The organism is uncultured Roseicyclus sp., from assembly GCF_937892565.1.
Lineage (GTDB): Bacteria > Pseudomonadota > Alphaproteobacteria > Rhodobacterales > Rhodobacteraceae > Roseicyclus.
Genome location: NZ_CALAHQ010000073.1, coordinates 48,872 through 66,144, shown reverse-complemented (window position 1 = coordinate 66,144; position 17,273 = coordinate 48,872). Strand labels below are relative to the sequence as shown.

Genomic DNA, 17,273 nt, shown 5'->3' with positions numbered 1-17,273 from the left:
ATCCTGGCCCTTGGCGGGGCGTTGAAAACCGGGCTCAGGGCCCGGCACCATGCGTGGTGCCCAGCGCAACTTGCATCCGTTTATACGGCTGTATACATGCGGATACGGACGGGTCAAGCGCCCGTCATCCAACAGGCCGGACCATTCAGCGCCGGGCGGGGCAGCCCGTGCGCGCGCACAGATGGCATCCCGGCCCGGCCGCTATGGCAGACGGACGGGGGGCGCTTGCCGGACCCGCGGGAACCGGCGTGACCAGCATGACGGCTTGCATCACCGGGGCTTCGCCAAACCCCGTCTGGCCCGCGGGCTGGCTGACGGCCCAAGCCCGGAACAGCGCGCCTTGCGGCATCTCGATCAGTGCCGCTTCGGGCTGACCGGGTCGGCCCAGCGCACGATAAAGCGGCCAAAGCGGGCAGCCCGCCCCAAAGCGCGGAATCGAAAACGCGGTCAAGCGACGGCGGAAAATCAACGCCCCCGATCCGTCACAGACCGCCAGCCCATAAGCGGGCGGGCCATCGCCCAGACCCTCATGACGCGGCAGCGTGGCCAAACGGCGCAGGACCAAGGCCACATCGCCCTGCCCCAACCCCAGCAAGATCGCCGGATCATATCGTGCCGCCTCGGCGGCGGGGCGCATCACCGGCAAAGGCAGCCGCGCCGCATCGGCCGCATAGGCCAGCAACCACCGCTCGCCCAAGGCGCGGGTGGCGGGGTCTTCCATGCCGGGTGTCCGCGCCAGAACGGTGGCAATCGCGGCCTGTCCATGCACCTCGATCTCGGGGAAATGATGGTCAGACGCCTCGAACATCGCCTCGACGCTTTCGATCGGGGTGGAGGCGCCGCGCTCACTGGCCCCGGCGGCTTCGGGTTCGAAATGCCGGATGAGTGCGGTGGCGCGCGTTGACAGGCGCTCGGCCTCTTCGTGCAGGTTGCGGTGAAACCGGCCGCGCCAGACCGCATCCAGATCGGGTTCGCGCACCAGAATATCGGCGGTCGATCGGATGGCAGCCACGGTCGACAGCACCTCATGCATCGATTCCGCCAAGACCGGATCATGCCCGATCCGGTCGCGCAGCCCTTCGACCAGCGCCTCAAGCGCGGCGATGCGCTTTTGCTGTTCCGCGATAAGCGCCACCCAACCGGGAAAGCGCCCCGCCATTTCATCGATACGGTCGGTTTCGGGCACTGCACCATAGCCCGCAGGCTGATCGCGGGCCGCGCTTTGCAACGCATCATAAAGCGTCGCATCCGCCCCTTCGCTCAGCTGCGCGGGCTCCACCATCAACGCGCGGGCCAAGGCCAACAACAGCTTGCCCCCGATCCGGCGGCGGTTGTGTTCGATCAGATTGAGATAGGAGGCCGAAATCCCCACCGCATCGGCCAAAGCGGCTTGCTTCAGGCCCAAGACCAACCGCCGTTCACGGATACGGTTGCCAGTCAATTGCGCCCGCCGCGCAAAGGGAGAGATCGGGGCCATCAGACACCTCTGGGCTGCTTTGACAAAAGCTTAACAGGAAAAAGACACACAAAGAATGGGTTATCTTGCGCTTTACACGCGACGTATCTCGCATGTGCGCGACAGGGCGGTTCAGAAAATACAGCCGATTTTAGCGATCCACTGGTGTGGTTGACGGTTTTTGTTCATGCTCAAGCCATGGTGGGGGTCTGAAGATCGGAGGCTGCGATTTGGTCGGTCCTGTTTCCTATTCCGTGAGCGTGCCGAATGCGGGCGTCGCCCCACACGGCACGGCGTCCGTGGCCGAGGCCGCGCCGACAAAGCCAGAATTGGGGCGCGCGGCGGTCACAGCCATCGCATCCACCCGCCAGACTGGCGGCGATCCATGGCCTGCGCCCCCTCGCGATCCTGCCCCGCTCAAGGGCTTGGGTATTCCGCCGCTCAACACCCGACATGTCGGCGATTTCGATCGTCTGGACGATCCTGTAACACCCGTGGCCCGCTTCGAGGCACAGCCGCAAGCGCCCAGCCCCGCCCAGCTTGACCAGAGACGTTAAATGGCAACAGCCCCGGGATCACCCCGGGGCTGTCGTCTGTTTGCGTGGCGGCACGCTCAGTTGGCGAGCGCCGCATCCGTCACGGCATGCGTCCATGCGCCGGAAGGCTCGGCCGTGATGACCGCATCGCCACCTTCCAGAAGCGTCCGGACGGTCCGCGCATAGGAGGCTTCGTCCAGCCGTCCGTCGCCACCTTCGACCAAAAGCGCGATCTCGCCCATCATCCGCTTTTGATGGGTTTCGGTCTGCGCGCCGGTCTCGTCGTTATCCAGCACGATCATCGCCGCCGCATCGGGGTTTTCCGCCGCCCATGCCCAGCCCTTCATCGAGGCGCGCACAAAGCGGGTCATCTTGTCGAAAAACGCGGGATCATTGAGGTTTTCTTCCAGCACATAGATGCCGTCTTCGAGCGTATCCATGCCGTAATCGGAATAGCGGAAGGTCACCAGTTCTTCGGGCGACACACCCGCATCGATGATCTGCCAGTATTCATTGTAGGTCATGGTCGAGATGCAATCGGCCTGACGCTGCAACAAGGGATCGACGTTAAAGCCCGCCTGAAGCAAGGTCACACCATTGGCGGAGCCATCGACCGGGATGCCCAGCTGGTTCATCCACCCCATGAAGGGGTATTCATTGCCGAAAAACCAGTGCGCGACGGTATGGCCGGCCAGATCGGCGGGCGCGGCGATGCCACTGTCCTTCCAGCAGGTCAGCTGCAGACCCGACCGCACGAAGGGCTGGGCGATATTGACCACCGGCAATCCCCGCTCGCGCGCAGCGAGCGCCGAGGGCATCCAGTTGAGCATCGCATCCGCACCGCCACCCGCCAGGACCTGCGGCGGTGCGATGTCGGGGCCACCGGGCAGAATGGTCACATTCAGACCCTCTTCCTCGTAAAAGCCATTCTCGAGCGCCACGTAATAGCCAGCGAACTGTGCTTGTGTGACCCACTGCAACTGCAGCGTCACCTCGTCTTGCGCCTGTGCCGCGCTTGCGGCCATGCCCAGCGCAAGCGCCGGGATCAGTGTTCTTTTCATTGTCTTCCCTCCAGGTTGAACCATCGTCTCAGTGCTTCAGCCCCGTCTTTGCGCCGGGTGCCAGAAGGTCAATTGCCGCTCGATCAGCGCCACAATTCCAAAAAACAGCGATCCAGCCATAGCGGCGACCGCAATCTCGGCCCAGACCATGTCCATGGCCAGCCGCCCCATCTCGATCTTGATGCGAAAGCCCATTCCAACCGTGGGAGAGCCGAAAAATTCAGCAACAATCGCCCCGATCAGCGCAAGCGTCGTGCAGATTTTCAACCCGTTGAAGATGAAGGGCAGCGCGGTAGGCAAGCGCAGCTTCAGGAGCGTCTGGCCATAACTTGCCGCATAGGTGCGCATCAGGTCGCGCTGCATGGCGTCGGATGCCTTGAGGCCTTGGACGCAATTGACCAGCATCGGAAAGAACACCATTGCCACCACCACCGCCGATTTCGACTGCCAGCCAAAGCCGAACCACATCACAAAGATCGGCGCCGTGCCGACAATCGGCAAGGCCGCGATGAAATTGCCCACCGGCAAAAGCCCGCGCTGCAAAAAGGGGGAGCGATCGACCGCCAGAGCGATCACAAAGGCTGCCCCGCAGCCCATGACATAGCCCGCAAGCGCCCCCTTCAGGATCGTCTGCTGAAAATCCGCCCAAAGCGTCGCAGTCTCGGTGATCAGTCGCGCCCAGATGGCGGATGGCGCGGGCAGGATCACGAAACTGATCTGGTAGAGTTGCACCGCCATTTCCCACAGAACCAAGAGCGTGACCCCAAAGATCAAGGGCACGATCAAACGCAACCCCGCCCCGGCACGACGGGTCGCCAATGCCGCATTGAGCGCCCAGGCGCCGAACCAGACCGCCAGGATCAGCGCCAGACGCATGTCGCTGGTTGCGGCCAGCACAATCAGGACAGCCCCCAGTGCCGGCAAGCCCCATGACGGCATGTTCATCGACCGCATGGCGCCCCCACGACCGGAAAGCGCACGTTTTCAAAGATGTTTTCCTTGCGGAAAACGGGGCGAAAAACCCGGGTTTTTCGCTCGGGAAACCCCAGGGTTTCCCGCATCTGGCGCACGGCAGCGCTCATGGCCGTACCCCCATCCGTCGCAAGACGATCTTTTCCAGCGCCCCCAGAATCATCACCAGCGCCGCCGCACAGATCGCGGCCATGAACAACGCCGACCAGATCTGGATCGTCTGGCCGTAATAGCTGCCCGTCAGCAAGCGCGCCCCAAGGCCAAAGCGCGCCCCCGTCGGCAATTCCGCCACGATCGTGCCCACAAGCGCCGCCGCGATCGACACCTTGAGCGAGGTGAACAAGAACGGCACCGACGCAGGCAGCCGCAGCTTCCACAACATCTGGGCTCGGCTGGCGGAATAGGTCCGCATCAAATCCAGATCCATCGCGTTGGGGCTGCGCAGGCCCGCCACCATGCCGACGACGACCGGAAAGAAACTGAGATAGGCCGAAATCAGTGCCTTGGGCACCAGAAGCTTGGTATCGTCGCTGATCCAGCCCTGATCGACCGCAGTGTTGAGCACAGGCAGGTTTGCCACCACCACAACAATGATCGGCGCGATGGCCAGGATCGGGATGGTCTGGCTGGCAATCGCCCAGGGCATCACGCTGAGATCCATGGCGCGGCTGTGCACGATGCCGATGGCCAGCAAGATGCCCAACCCCGTCCCGATCATGAACCCAAGGATCGTGGGCCAGAGCGTGTGATAGGCGTGAAAGATCAGGTTGCGCGGATTGCCCTGCATCTGGCCGCGCCGTTCGCGCATGACAGGCTCGCCCACGGTGGTGTTCCAGATTTCGGCGGCGACCTGATGGGGGGGCGGCAAGACAGGGCGTTCCTGGGTCATGGCGTCGGCGATGATCTGTGACGGCGTCATCTCAAGGTTCTGGCGCTGGATCTGGTCCAGCGTCCAGGCGCGGTTCATCATCACGCTGGCACCATACCAGATCGCGATGATGGCCAGAACGACACTGAGAACCGGCACGACCGCACGCGCCATTGCCGCCAGCGCACCGGCCGTGCGGGTCGGCCTGTCAGTGACCGCCATGCTCATCCTTGCCACCGCGCCGGCCAGATGATCAACGCCACCGCCACCACACCCAGGGCCAGCCCCGCGCCCTGCAAGGCGGTCGGGCGTTCGCCAAAGACGGCCATACCCACGGCGCTTGCCAGCACCAGTTGCAACACGGCAGACACCGAGATCGCCACCGCCATCCCGCTTTCCCGCATCAGCCGCACCATCATCAGGTTGCCCAGAGTATAAAGGCAAAGCGCGATCAGCAGCACCCAGAGCTTGGACGTGTCGACGTAATGGCGCAGTGTCGCGCTGGCCGTCAGAAAGACCAGCATCGCGCCGCCAAGCCAGAGGGTCAGACTTGCGCTCATGGCTCGGCCTCAATCCTCATAGGCATGCCCCGCGCGCAGCCCTTCGCGGACACGATGGGCGATGGCCAGAAACTGGGGCGTGTCGCGGATATCGAGCGGGCGTTGCCTTGGCAGGTCGCTTTCGATGATATCGGTGATGCGCCCCGGACGGGGGGACATGACGACGATTTTCGTCGACAGGTAAACGGCTTCCGGGATCGAATGGGTCACGAAACAGATGGTCTTTTGTGTCCGCGCCCAAAGCTGCAAGAGCTGCTCGTTCAGGTGATCGCGCACGATCTCGTCGAGCGCGCCGAAAGGTTCGTCCATCAGCAAGATATCGGCATCAAAGGCCAGCGCCCGGGCGATCGAGGCGCGTTGCTGCATGCCGCCGGAAAGCTGCCATGGAAATTTCTTGCCAAACCCATCAAGATCAACAAGTTGCAAAACATTCTTCACGCGCTTTTCCTGCTCGGCGCGGTCGAACCCCATGATCTCAAGCGGCAGCGCGATGTTCTTTTCGATGCTGCGCCACGGATAAAGCCCGGCCGCCTGAAACACATAGCCATAGGCGCGGTTCTGGCGCGCCTGATCGGGTGTGATGCCGTTGACGGTGATCGTGCCGCTTGTCGGATGCTCGAGCGCCGCGATGACGCGCAACAGTGTGGTCTTGCCACAACCCGACGGCCCGATGAAGCTGACGAATTCACCCTTGCCGATGGTCAGGTTCACATCTTTCAGCGCATGGACCGGCCCATCATTGGTTTGAAACGTCAGGTCAAGGTTCTGGGCCGCGATCACCGGGGCAGAGGCTTCGGTGGTCGCGGCAACGGCGGTCTGCGTCATCACACCCCCGTCGCGGGAATGCCCGCGCGCGCCACCGGGCGGGGCGCGGTCAAGTCCTTCCATGTGCTCAGCGCGCGGTTGACGGTGCCATTGCCGGGGCGCTTGACGAATTGACCATGCCCTTCGCGGGTACGGATTTCACCGTCATGAACCGCCACATGGCCCCGCGTCAGCGTAAAGCGCGGCAGGCCCTTGACCTTGTGGCCCTCGAACACGTTGTAATCGATTGCCGATTGCTGCGCGCTGGCGGCAATGGTCTTTTCCTTGGCCGGATCCCAGACCACGATATCGGCATCCGCGCCCACCAGGATCGCGCCCTTTTTGGGATAGCAATTCAGGATCTTGGCGATGTTGGTCGAGGTGATCGCCACAAATTCATTGGCTGTGATCCGCCCCGTGGCCACCCCATGGGTCCACAGCATCGGCATGCGATCCTCAAGCCCGCCGGTGCCATTGGGGATTTTCGAGAAATCGCCGATGCCAAAGCGCTTCTGTTCGGTGGTGAACGCGCAATGATCGGTCGCCACGACCGACAGCGAACCCGACATCAGCCCCGCCCACAGGCTGTCCTGGTGTTTCTTGTCGCGAAACGGTGGGCTCATCACGCGGCGCGCGGCATGGTCCCAATCGGGGTGGAAGTATTCGCTTTCATCGAGCGTCAGGTGCTGGATCAAGGGCTCGCCCCAGACCCGCTTGCCAAGCGCGCGGGCCCGCCGGATCGCCTCATGGGCATCCTCGGACGAGACATGGACGACATAAAGCGGCACGCCCGCCATGTCGGCGATCATGATGGCGCGGTTGGTGGCCTCGCCCTCGACCTGCGCGGGGCGGGAATAGGCATGCGCCTCGGGGCCGGTATTGCCTTGCGCCAAAAGCCTTGCGGTCAGTTCGGCCACCACATCACCGTTCTCGGCATGAACCATCGCGATGCCGCCCAGTTCCGCCAAGCGGTTGAAAGACGCGAACAGCTCATCATCATTGACCATGAGCGCGCCCTTGTAGGCCATGAAATGCTTGAAGGTATTGATCCCGCGATCCTCGATCACGGTCTTCATCTCGTCAAAGACCTGCTCGCTCCACCATGTGACCGCCATGTGATAGGAATAATCGCAATTGGCCCGGCCCGCCTTGTTGTCCCACATCTTGAGCGCATCAAGCAGACCCTGACCGGGGCTGGGCAGGGCGAAATCAACCACCATGGTGGTGCCCCCCGACAGCGCCGCGCGCGTGCCGCTCTCGAAATCATCGGCGGAATAGGTGCCCATGAAGGGCATTTCCAGATGGGTGTGCGGGTCGATCCCGCCGGGCATGACATAGCAGCCCGACGCGTCAAGAACCGTATCACCCTTGAGATCGGGGCCGATCTCGGTGATGCGCCCATCCTCGATCCGCAGATCAGCCACATAGGACAGATCGGCCGTGACGATCGTGCCCCCCTTGATCACCGTGCTCATCGTATCATCCCCCGGTTTCGTATGGATCAGCTTGACGGCGTGCGCGCACAGATCATGCGGTCATCGCGCGTCAAAAGCGGCAAAAAGGTCGTCTCGACCGGCCCGTCGTAACGGTACCAGTAACAGCCATCGCTTTCGATGCGGACCTGCGTCAGATTCTGACCGGGGGCAGCAAGCGCGCGGACCGCCTCGCTGATCTGTTCGACCTCGCCCTCGGGGGGCGGCATGCAGGCCGACAGCATCAAGACCGCAACGACACTGGCGCCACGCAGGGGGCTCATTCGACGATCTCCGCCGTCTCGACCACCGCGTGAAACAAGACATTCGCACCCGCCGCGGCCCATTGGGCACTGATCTCTTCGGCCTCGTTATGGCTGAGCCCGCCGACACAGGGGCACATGACCATGGCCGTGGGTGCCACATCGTTGATCCAGCACGCATCGTGACCGGCACCCGAGACGATATCCATATGGCTGTATCCCAGCCGCTCGGCCGCCCCCCGGATGGCATTCACGCAGCCCACGTCAAAAGCGGGCGGATCGAACTGGCCCACGATCTGCGCCGCGAAGGTCACGCCGATATCGGCACAGATCGCGGGCGCGCGCGCCATCAGCTCTGCCACCATGGCGTTGAGCTTGTCCAAGACATGGCTGCGGAAATCGACGGTGCAGACGACCTTGCCCGGAATGATGTTGCGCGAATTGGGATAGACATCGATATGCCCGATCGCGCCCACGGCGCCGGGCTGGGTCTTCATCGCGATCTCATGCACCAGCTCGGTGATCAGCGCCAAACCCCGCCCCGCATTGCGCCGCATCGCCATCGGCGTGGATCCCGTATGGCTTTCGGTGCCGGTGATGGTGCATTCGATCCAGCGCAACCCCTGACCATGGGTGACAACGCCGATCTGCTTGCCCTCGGCCTCAAGGATCGGGCCCTGTTCGATGTGCAGCTCGAAAAACGCCTTCATCGGCCGGTGACCGACCGGCTCGCTGCCTTTCCAGCCGATGCGTTCCAGTTCATCACCAAAGCGCTTGCCCTGGGCATCGACACGATCATAGGCCCAATCCTGCGTGTGCCGCCCGGCAAAGACACCCGAGGCCAGCATCGCGGGCGCAAAGCGTGTGCCCTCTTCGTTGGTCCAGTTCACCACGACGATGGGGTGGCGCGTCTTGATCTTGAGGTCGTTGAGCGTGCGGATCACCTCCAGCCCGCCCAAGACCCCCAGCACCCCGTCATATTTGCCGCCGGTGGGCTGGGTATCAAGATGGCTGCCCATATAGACCGGGGCCGCATCGGGGTCGGTACCTTCGCGGCGGGCGAACATGTTGCCCATCTGGTCCACGCCCATGGTCATGCCCGCCGCCACGCACCACGTCTGAAAAACTGCGCGCCCTTGGGCATCTTCGTCGGTCAGCGTCTGGCGGTTGTTGCCACCCGCGATGCCGGGGCCGATCTTGGCCATGTCCATGAGCGAATCCCACAGCCGCTCGCCGTTGATGGTCATGTTCTCGCCGGGCGCGGCCATGGGATGTGCCTTTCAGATCAGGGTATTATGGGCCGTGGTCACTGCAGACGCTTGAGGACGTCCGCCACCGTGCCGATCAGCGTGTCGATATGCGATTTCTCGATGATCAACGGTGGCGACATGGCAATGATGTCGCCTGTGGTGCGGATCATCACATTATGCTCATAGGCATCAAGAAACGCACTGAAGGCACGCCGGGTCGGCTCGCCCGCGATGGGCTCAAGCTCGACCCCTGCGATCAGGCCCAGATTGCGGATGTCGATGACATGCGGCAACCCCTTGAGGCTGTGGACCGCATCCTCCCAATAGGGCGCAATCTCGGCGGCACGTTCGAACAAACCTTCTTCGCGATAGGTCTCCAGCGTGGCCAGACCGGCGGCCGAGGCAATGGGATTGCCGGAATAGGTGTAGCCGTGGAACAGCTCGATCACATGCTCGGGCCCCTGCATGAAGGCGTCGTGGATTTCCTTGGTGGCCAGAACCGCCCCCATCGGGATCACGCCATTGGTCAGACCCTTGGCGCAGGTGATCATGTCGGGCATGACATCGAAGTAATCGGCGGCAAAAGGCGCGCCCAGGCGGCCAAAGCCTGTGATCACCTCGTCGAAAATCAGCAAGATGCCATGCTTGCGCGTCAGCTCGCGCAACCGCTTGAGATAGCCCTTGGGTGGGATCAGCACGCCAGTGGACCCCGCCACGGGTTCCACGATCACGGCCGCGACCGTTTCCGGGCCATGCAGCGCCACGATGCGCTCAAGCTCATCGGCCAGATTGGCGCCATGCTCGGGCTCACCCCGGCTAAAGGCGTTCAAGGCAGGCTGATGGGTATGGGGCAGGTGATCGACCCCGTTCAGCAGCGTGCCAAAGAATTTGCGGTTGTTGACGATGCCGCCGACCGAGATACCCCCGAAATTCACCCCGTGATAGCCGCGCTCGCGCCCGATCAGCCGCGTGCGCGTGGCCTGGCCGATCGCCCGCTGATAGGCGATGGCGATCTTCAGCGCGGTTTCAACCGCCTCGGATCCGGAGTTGGTGAAAAACACATGCTCCATCGGCTGGGGCGCCATGTCGCGCAGGCGGTTGGCCAGCTCGAATGCCTTGGGATGGCCCATCTGGAAAGCGGGCGCATAGTCCAGCTCACCGGCCTGCTGGCGGATCGCCTCGACGATTTTCGGGCGATTGTGGCCAGCGTTGCAACACCACAGCCCCGCCACCCCATCAAGCACCTCGCGCCCATCGGCGGTGCGGTAATGCATGCGATCCGCCGACACCAACATCCGCGGCGCCTTCTTGAACTGGCGGTTGGCGGTGAAGGGCATCCAGAAAGCGGACAAATCATTCGGCACGGGGTTGGAACGGTCAAGCGCCATGGTGGCATTCCCTGTCTTGCCGGTCCGGGCGCGCGCTGCCGGACCGCTGGATTGTTTTTGACCAAATGGTCAACCGAACGCTAGCAGAGGCGCTGTGCCAGTCAACGGCCCGCAATGAATTTCCTGATAGGCGCGTGCATAAAGACAAGGCAGATGATGCCCGTTCAGACACCCTTGCCCAAGGTTTCATCATATGCCGAAACGGGGCTTGTGCCAAGACGGGCCAAAGGCTCAGATAGACGCATGCGACAACAAAAACCACGCACGCGCATCCAGCGACAAAATCGCGAAACCATCCTCGAGGCCGCGCTCGAGGTGTTTTCGCAACATGGCTTTCGCGGCGCCACCCTTGACATGATCGCGGCGCAAGCCGGGCTGTCCAAACCCAATCTGCTCTATTATTTCGCGTCCAAGGAAGCGATCCATGTCAGCTTGCTCAGCCAGTTGATGGACACATGGCTTGATCCGTTGCGCGCGCTTGACGCCCAAGGCGACCCGGTCGCGGAATTGCGCGCCTACATGCGGCGCAAACTGGAACTCAGCCGCGACTTTTCCCGCGAATCACGCCTTTTTGCCAATGAAATCGTCCAGGGCGCGCCCCATATGCAGGCGGCACTGGCCACCGATCTCAAGACGCTGGTCGATGAAAAATCCACGGTGATCCGGGGTTGGGCTGCGGCCGGCCGCATCGCCGATGTCGATCCGCACCACCTGATCTTTTCGATCTGGGCGTTGACCCAGCACTACGCCGATTTCGATGTCCAGATCCGCGCTGTTCTGGGCGAAGGCCGTGACCCCATGGCCGAGGCCGAACGCTTCCTCGATACCCTGTTCACACGGCTTCTGGCGCCCTGATCCTCTTTGCTTCAAAAATACTCTCGGGCTGTGTGTGAGGGGGGCAGACAGCCCCCCCCGCACCCGTCATTTCGCGAAACTGGCGCCGAGACAGCCCACTCGCTTGCCTCATTCTGCCGCCGGGCGGGCGGCGGGATTGTTGGGATGGGTCGTCCAGTTGGCATAGTCATCCGACACCACCGCCCCGGTGCGCGGGTCCACCGCGCCTGCGGGCATGCGCTCCATCGTGATGCAATTTTCCACTGGGCAGACATTGACGCACAGATTGCAGGCGACGCATTCATCATCCATCACCTCAAACACCCGGTCGGGCGACATTGAAATCGCCTGATGGCTCGTGTCTTCGCAGGCGGCATAACAGCGCCCGCATTGGATGCAGGCATCCTGATCGATGCGCGCCTTGGTGACGTAGTTGAGGTTCAGATACTGCCATTCCGTCACATTGGGCGTCGCGCGCCCGATCAGATCGCTCAGCGTCATCTCTTTGTTGTCAAGATACTGCGACAGGCCCGAGATCATTTCTTGCACAATCTTGAAGCCATAGGTCATGGCCGCCGTGCAGACTTGCACATTGCCTGCACCCAACGCCAGATACTCGGCCGCGTCGCGCCATGTGGTGACCCCACCGATGCCCGAAATGGGCAATCCGCGGGTTTCGGCGTCGCGGGCGATCTCGGCGACCATGTTCAGCGCAATCGGCTTGACCGCCGGGCCGCAATAGCCGCCATGGCTGCCGCGCCCGTCGATCGATGGCTCGGGGCTGAAGCTGTCAAGATTGACCGAGGTGATCGACGATACCGTGTTGATCAGACTGACGGCATCAGCCCCACCCCGTTTCGCCGCGCGCGCAGGATAGCGGATGTCGGTGATGTTGGGCGTCAGCTTGACGATCACGGGCATGCGCGTGTTTTGCTTGCACCAGCGCGCCACCATTTCGATGTATTCGGGCACCTGCCCCACAGCCGCCCCCATGCCCCGTTCGCTCATGCCGTGCGGGCAACCGAAATTCAGCTCGATCCCATCCGCGCCGGTGTCTTCGACCAAGGGCAGGATCGCTTTCCACGCCTGCTCTTCGCAAGGCACCATCAGGCTTACGATCATCGCGCGATCGGGCCAGTCGCGCTTGACCTCCTTGATCTCCCGCAGATTCACCTCAAGCGGGCGGTCGGTGATCAGCTCGATGTTGTTGAGCCCCAGAAGGCGGCGGTCGGCACCCCAGATCGCGCCATAGCGCGGACCGTTGACATTCACGATCGGCGGGCCCGCCTCGCCCAACGTTTTCCACACAACGCCGCCCCAACCCGCCTTGAAGGCGCGCACGACATTATAGGCCTTGTCGGTCGGTGGCGCCGAGGCCAACCAGAATGGATTGGGCGATCTGATGCCCAGAAAATCGCTGGAAAGGTCTGCCATGGTTCCGGTCTCCCCTATGCGCTTGTCCGAATTTTCGTACGAAAATTCGCAGTGATCGATTATTCGTACGAATAATCGCTTTAGCCCATCAGGCTTGTGTGAATGTCTTCTGCCGCGTCGCGGCCTTCGGCGACGGCTGTCACCGTCAGATCCTCGCCACCCGCCGCGCAATCGCCGCCCGCCCAGACGCCGGGGCGTGATGTGCGCCCTGCACCGGTCACCTTGATCTTTCCGCCTGCAATCTCAAGACCGCCCGGCGTGCCCGAAAGTGTCTGACCAATTGCCTTCAACACCTGATCGGCGGGTATCTCGAAGGTCTCGCCTGTGCCGATCAACGCCTTGCCCTCGGACCGGGTATATTCGACCCGAACCCCGGTCACCGCGCCATTGCCCAAGATGGCTATCGGCAGGGCGTTGAAGATGATCTGCACGCCCTTGGCTGCGGCCAGATCTTGCTCATAGCGGCTGGCGGGCATGGCCGAACGGTCGCGTCGATACAGGATCGTCACGCTTTGCGCCCCCAAAAGCTTGGACTGCACCGCAGCGTCGATGGCGGTCATGCCCCCGCCGATCACCACCACATTGCGCCCCACGGGCAGTGCCGACAAATCGCCCGCTTGCCGCAGATCCGCGATGAATTCGACCGCGTCCGTCACGCCGGCCCGCGTTTCACCCTCGGCGCGCAGCGCATTCACCCCTGCCAGACCCATTCCAAGAAAGACCGCATCATAATCGGCCGTAAGCGTCTCGAGCGACAGGTCACGCCCCAGCGCTTGGCCCGTATGCAGGCTGATCCCGCCGATCTGCATCAACCAGTCCAGTTCGGCCGCCGCATAATCATCGGTCGCCTTGTAATGGGCGATGCCGTATTCGTTCAGACCGCCCCCTTTGGGCCGCGCATCGAACAGATCGACATCATGACCCTTGAGCGCCAGACGATGGGCGCAAGACAGACCCGCCGGACCCGCCCCCACAACCGCCACGCGCTTGCCCGTGGGCGCGGCGCGGGTAAAGGGATGCACGCCCGCCGACATCAGCCTGTCGGTGGCATAGCGTTGCAGCCGCCCGATTTCGACGGGCTTGCCCTCGGCGGTCTCGCGCACGCAGGCCTGTTCGCACAGGGTTTCGGTGGGGCAGACCCGCGCGCACATGCCGCCGAGGATATTCTGGTCGAAAATCGTCCTGGCTGCGGCCTCGGGCGTGCCTGTGGCGATCTGACGAATGAACAGGGGAATGTCGATGGTGGTGGGGCATGCCGTGATACAAGGGGCATCATGGCAAAAATAGCACCGGTCCGCAGCCACCAGCGCCTCATGGGCATCGAGCGGGGCATGCAGATCGGCGAAATTGGCCTGCAGGGCGTCTGCATCAAGCCGCGCGGGCGCGATGCCGGGGGTAAAGGGGCTGTTCGTCATCGGCAGATCTCCCTGCGAGCGAATGGCTGCGTGTGAGGCAAAGGGTGTCACGGGTTCGATTTTTTATCAAACGGTAAATTTATTCGTCACCGCTGAAGCCCACAGATTTTTCGCCCCAAGGTCGCGCTTTGCCGAAAAATCAGGCACAGCCCGGCCTTGCGTCGGCACAAAAGCCTGTGCCCAAGTTGACGGACCGGGTTTTCCCCGGGCAAAGGCTGCGCTATACGCGACCAGCAGCCGGACCTTCGCACGGGGCCGGGTGAGGGTTAAGGGCCAGCCGCAATGCGGCCCCGGTTTGCGAGGACAGACATGAGCGACAAGACCGATGCCACGCGCGCCAATGACGTGGCCTTTATCGAGGCTTTGGCCGAGCTTTTGCGCAAGAACGACCTGAGCGAGCTGCATGTGAAGCGCGAATACGGCGAGCATGATTGGCTGAATGTGCGCGTTGCGCGCCAGATGCAGATGGTGGCGGCCCCGGTCCAGATGCTGGCTGCGCCCAGCGCACAGCCGATGGCGGCCCCGGCCGCCCCCGCCCCCGCGCCCTCCGTGATCGAGGATCCCGCACAGGCGCCGGGCGCCGTGACCTCACCCATGGTTGGCACTGTCTATCTTCAGGCAGAACCCGGCACCAAAGCCTTTGTGTCGGTCGGCGACCGCGTGACCGAGGGCCAGACGCTTCTGATCGTGGAAGCGATGAAGACGATGAACCAGATCCCCGCACCGCGCGCGGGCACTGTGAAACGCATCCTCGTCGAGGATGGCGCACCCGTCGAATACGGCGCGCCGCTGATGATCATCGAGTAGACGGGGCACCCCATGTTCAAGAAAATCCTCATCGCCAACCGCGGCGAGATCGCTCTGCGCGTCATCCGGGCCGCGCGCGAGATGGGGGTTGCGACCGTTGCGGTGCATTCCACCGCCGACAGCGACGCGATGCATGTGCGCATGGCCGATGAGGCGATCTGCATCGGGCCGCCCCCCAGCACGCAATCCTATCTGTCGATGGCCGCCATCATTTCGGCCTGCGAGATCACCGGCGCCGAAGCGATCCATCCCGGCTATGGTTTTCTGAGCGAAAACGCCAGCTTCGTGCAGGCCATCGAAGACCATGGGATCAAGTTCATCGGCCCGTCGGCGGAACATATCCGTCTGATGGGCGACAAGATCACCGCCAAGGACACGATGAAGAAACTGGGCGTGCCTTGCGTGCCGGGCTCGGAGGGTGGCGTGCCGACGCTGGATGCCGCCTATGAGGTCGGGCGCAGTGCGGGCTACCCGGTGATCGTCAAGGCCACGGCAGGCGGTGGTGGGCGCGGCATGAAGCTGGCGCGGTCGCAGGCGGACATGGAGACCGCCTTTCGCACCGCACGGTCCGAGGCAAAGGCCGCGTTTGGCAATGACGAGGTCTATATCGAGAAATACCTCGGGCGCCCCCGCCATATCGAGGTGCAGGTCTTCGGCGATGGCCGGGGCCGCGCCGTGCATCTGGGCGAGCGCGATTGCTCGCTGCAGAGGCGCCATCAGAAGGTCTTCGAAGAAGCCCCCGGCCCCGCCATCGACGCGGCGACCCGCGAACGCATCGGCGCCACCTGCGCACAGGCGGTGGGCGATCTGGGCTATGAAGGCGCGGGCACGATCGAGTTTCTCTACGAAGATGGTGAATTCTTCTTCATCGAGATGAACACCCGCCTTCAGGTCGAACACCCCGTCACCGAGGCGATTTTCGGCGTCGATCTGGTGCGCGAACAGATCCGCGTGGCATCCGGTCTGCCGATGTCGTTCCATCAAGAAGATCTCAAGGTGAACGGGCATGCGATCGAAGTGCGCATCAACGCCGAGAAGCTGCCGAATTTCTCGCCCAGCCCGGGGCGGATCAGCCAGTATCACGCGCCGGGGGGCCTGGGTGTGCGGATGGACAGTGCCATCTATGACGGCTACCGCATCCCGCCTTATTACGACAGCCTGATCGGCAAGCTGATCGTGCATGGCCGCGACCGGCCCGAGGCGCTGGCGCGCCTGCACCGGGCCTTGGGCGAATTGATCATCGACGGGATCGACACGACCATTCCCCTGTTCAATGCCCTGCTGGCCGAACCGGCCGTGCAATCGGGCGAGTACACGATCCATTGGCTCGAGGGCTGGCTTGCCGAGAATTTCGGCTGATACCCAGCGTCCGGGCGCACCCATCGACCCGGCCGCCATCCCCGCGTTGCCGCAGGGGCATGGCGCGGTGGAATTGGGGGGTGGTTTGCCGCCCGCAGCTCTTTTTCGTTTTCCACAGGATTTTCCGGGACCGCGCCCTATATCGCCTTGCATGGCGCATGACATGCTCAGCCCGGTTCGCCCGGTGCTGTCCCCGGAACTGATGATAAGGGCTTACGCGGCCGGCATTTTCCCGATGTCGGACGGCGCGGATCAGCCGGGTATTTTCTGGGTCGACCCGCAACGGCGGGGGGTGTTTCCGCTTGATGCGTTCCATATCTCGCGCACGCTCAGGCGCAGACTGGCGCAGGGCGGTTTCGAGATCACGGTCAACCGCGACTTTCCGGGTATCATCGCCGCATGTGCCGATCGCCCGGAAACATGGATCAACAGCGAAATCTTCGGCACCTACCTGTCGTTGCATGCTCAGGGGCATGCCCATTCGGTCGAGGTCTGGATGGACGGGGCGCTGGCGGGGGGCGTGTTCGGCGTGGTGCTGGGGGCGGCCTATTTTGGGGAATCGATGTTCTCGCGCCGCACGGACGGATCAAAGATCGCCCTGACCCATCTGATTGCCCGGCTCAGGGCGGGTGGATTTCAGTTGTTTGACACGCAATTCACCACCGAACATCTTCAAAGCCTTGGGGCAATCGAAATTCCGCGCGCCGAATACCGGCGGCAATTGCAGCTTGCCGTCACCTCGCCTGCGGATTTCTTTGCCATCGACCGTGACACGGCCCCACAAGGCGCGTGAT

Annotated in this window: 17 protein-coding genes; 5 read left to right on the top strand and 12 right to left on the bottom strand. The window is 62.9% G+C overall.

Features of this window, described 5'->3' with window-relative positions:
• Positions 1–145: 145 nt before the first annotated feature.
• On the bottom strand, positions 146–1,477 hold the full coding sequence (locus tag Q0094_RS10505) for a helix-turn-helix transcriptional regulator (RefSeq protein ID WP_297618946.1): 1,332 nt from the start codon (positions 1,475–1,477) through the stop codon (positions 146–148).
• A gap of 233 nt (positions 1,478–1,710) precedes the next feature.
• Between Q0094_RS10505 and Q0094_RS10500 the strand changes: the two genes are divergently transcribed.
• Positions 1,711–2,013, top strand: a complete 303-nt coding sequence (locus Q0094_RS10500; RefSeq protein WP_297618943.1) for a hypothetical protein — start codon at positions 1,711–1,713, stop codon at positions 2,011–2,013.
• Between the two features lie 56 nt (positions 2,014–2,069).
• On the opposite strand, the gene Q0094_RS10495 is transcribed toward Q0094_RS10500, so the two are convergent.
• The 9 genes from Q0094_RS10495 to Q0094_RS10455 all read right to left on the bottom strand — a co-directional run bounded on the left by Q0094_RS10495 (position 2,070) and on the right by Q0094_RS10455 (position 10,630).
• On the bottom strand, positions 2,070–3,053 hold the full coding sequence (locus Q0094_RS10495) for an ABC transporter substrate-binding protein (protein ID WP_297618941.1): 984 nt from the start codon (positions 3,051–3,053) through the stop codon (positions 2,070–2,072).
• Positions 3,054–3,089: 36 nt separating this feature from the next.
• Positions 3,090–3,929 carry an ABC transporter permease gene (locus Q0094_RS10490; RefSeq protein WP_297619096.1) on the bottom strand — a complete coding sequence of 280 codons (840 nt, stop codon included), beginning with the start codon at positions 3,927–3,929 and terminating at the stop codon, positions 3,090–3,092.
• A gap of 202 nt (positions 3,930–4,131) precedes the next feature.
• The gene (locus Q0094_RS10485; protein ID WP_297618938.1) at positions 4,132–5,115 is read right to left on the bottom strand and encodes an ABC transporter permease; all 984 of its coding nucleotides are present in this window, start codon (positions 5,113–5,115) and stop codon (positions 4,132–4,134) included.
• 2 nt (positions 5,116–5,117) lie between these two features.
• The gene (locus tag Q0094_RS10480; RefSeq protein WP_297618935.1) at positions 5,118–5,453 is read right to left on the bottom strand and encodes a hypothetical protein; all 336 of its coding nucleotides are present in this window, start codon (positions 5,451–5,453) and stop codon (positions 5,118–5,120) included.
• A 9-nt stretch (positions 5,454–5,462) separates the two neighbouring features.
• On the bottom strand, positions 5,463–6,278 hold the full coding sequence (locus Q0094_RS10475; RefSeq protein WP_297618932.1) for an ABC transporter ATP-binding protein: 816 nt from the start codon (positions 6,276–6,278) through the stop codon (positions 5,463–5,465).
• Positions 6,278–7,732 carry a dihydropyrimidinase gene (hydA, locus tag Q0094_RS10470; protein ID WP_297618929.1) on the bottom strand — a complete coding sequence of 485 codons (1,455 nt, stop codon included), beginning with the start codon at positions 7,730–7,732 and terminating at the stop codon, positions 6,278–6,280. The genes Q0094_RS10475 and hydA overlap by 1 nt, the downstream gene beginning before the upstream one ends.
• Before the next feature lie 26 nt (positions 7,733–7,758).
• Positions 7,759–8,013 (bottom strand): hypothetical protein, encoded by a 255-nt coding sequence (locus Q0094_RS10465; protein ID WP_297618927.1) that lies wholly within the window; start codon positions 8,011–8,013, stop codon positions 7,759–7,761.
• Positions 8,010–9,260: a Zn-dependent hydrolase gene (locus Q0094_RS10460; protein WP_297618924.1), complete on the bottom strand. Its 1,251-nt coding sequence runs from the start codon at positions 9,258–9,260 to the stop codon at positions 8,010–8,012. The genes Q0094_RS10465 and Q0094_RS10460 overlap by 4 nt, the downstream gene beginning before the upstream one ends.
• A gap of 38 nt (positions 9,261–9,298) precedes the next feature.
• Positions 9,299–10,630, bottom strand: coding sequence for an aspartate aminotransferase family protein (locus Q0094_RS10455; protein WP_297618921.1), 1,332 nt, complete (start codon positions 10,628–10,630; stop codon positions 9,299–9,301).
• Between the two features lie 243 nt (positions 10,631–10,873).
• Between Q0094_RS10455 and Q0094_RS10450 the strand changes: the two genes are divergently transcribed.
• The gene (locus Q0094_RS10450; protein WP_297618918.1) at positions 10,874–11,485 is read left to right on the top strand and encodes a TetR family transcriptional regulator C-terminal domain-containing protein; all 612 of its coding nucleotides are present in this window, start codon (positions 10,874–10,876) and stop codon (positions 11,483–11,485) included.
• A 108-nt stretch (positions 11,486–11,593) separates the two neighbouring features.
• Here the strand turns inward: Q0094_RS10450 and preA are convergent, their stop codons facing one another.
• The gene (gene preA, locus Q0094_RS10445) at positions 11,594–12,898 is read right to left on the bottom strand and encodes an NAD-dependent dihydropyrimidine dehydrogenase subunit PreA (RefSeq protein ID WP_297618915.1); all 1,305 of its coding nucleotides are present in this window, start codon (positions 12,896–12,898) and stop codon (positions 11,594–11,596) included.
• An 80-nt stretch (positions 12,899–12,978) separates the two neighbouring features.
• Positions 12,979–14,313: an NAD(P)-dependent oxidoreductase gene (locus Q0094_RS10440; protein ID WP_297618911.1), complete on the bottom strand. Its 1,335-nt coding sequence runs from the start codon at positions 14,311–14,313 to the stop codon at positions 12,979–12,981.
• Between the two features lie 309 nt (positions 14,314–14,622).
• On the opposite strand from Q0094_RS10440, the gene accB reads away from it, so the two are divergent.
• From accB to aat, 3 genes are all read left to right on the top strand, one after another.
• A complete protein-coding gene (accB, locus tag Q0094_RS10435) occupies positions 14,623–15,120 on the top strand; it encodes an acetyl-CoA carboxylase biotin carboxyl carrier protein (RefSeq protein WP_297618908.1) in 498 nt (165 codons plus the stop codon).
• Positions 15,121–15,132: 12 nt separating this feature from the next.
• Positions 15,133–16,479, top strand: a complete 1,347-nt coding sequence (accC, locus tag Q0094_RS10430) for an acetyl-CoA carboxylase biotin carboxylase subunit (RefSeq protein ID WP_297618905.1) — start codon at positions 15,133–15,135, stop codon at positions 16,477–16,479.
• Positions 16,480–16,630: 151 nt separating this feature from the next.
• Complete coding sequence (gene aat, locus Q0094_RS10425) at positions 16,631–17,272, top strand: leucyl/phenylalanyl-tRNA--protein transferase (protein WP_297618902.1); 642 nt, start codon at positions 16,631–16,633, stop codon at positions 17,270–17,272.
• Position 17,273: the final 1 nt, after the last annotated feature.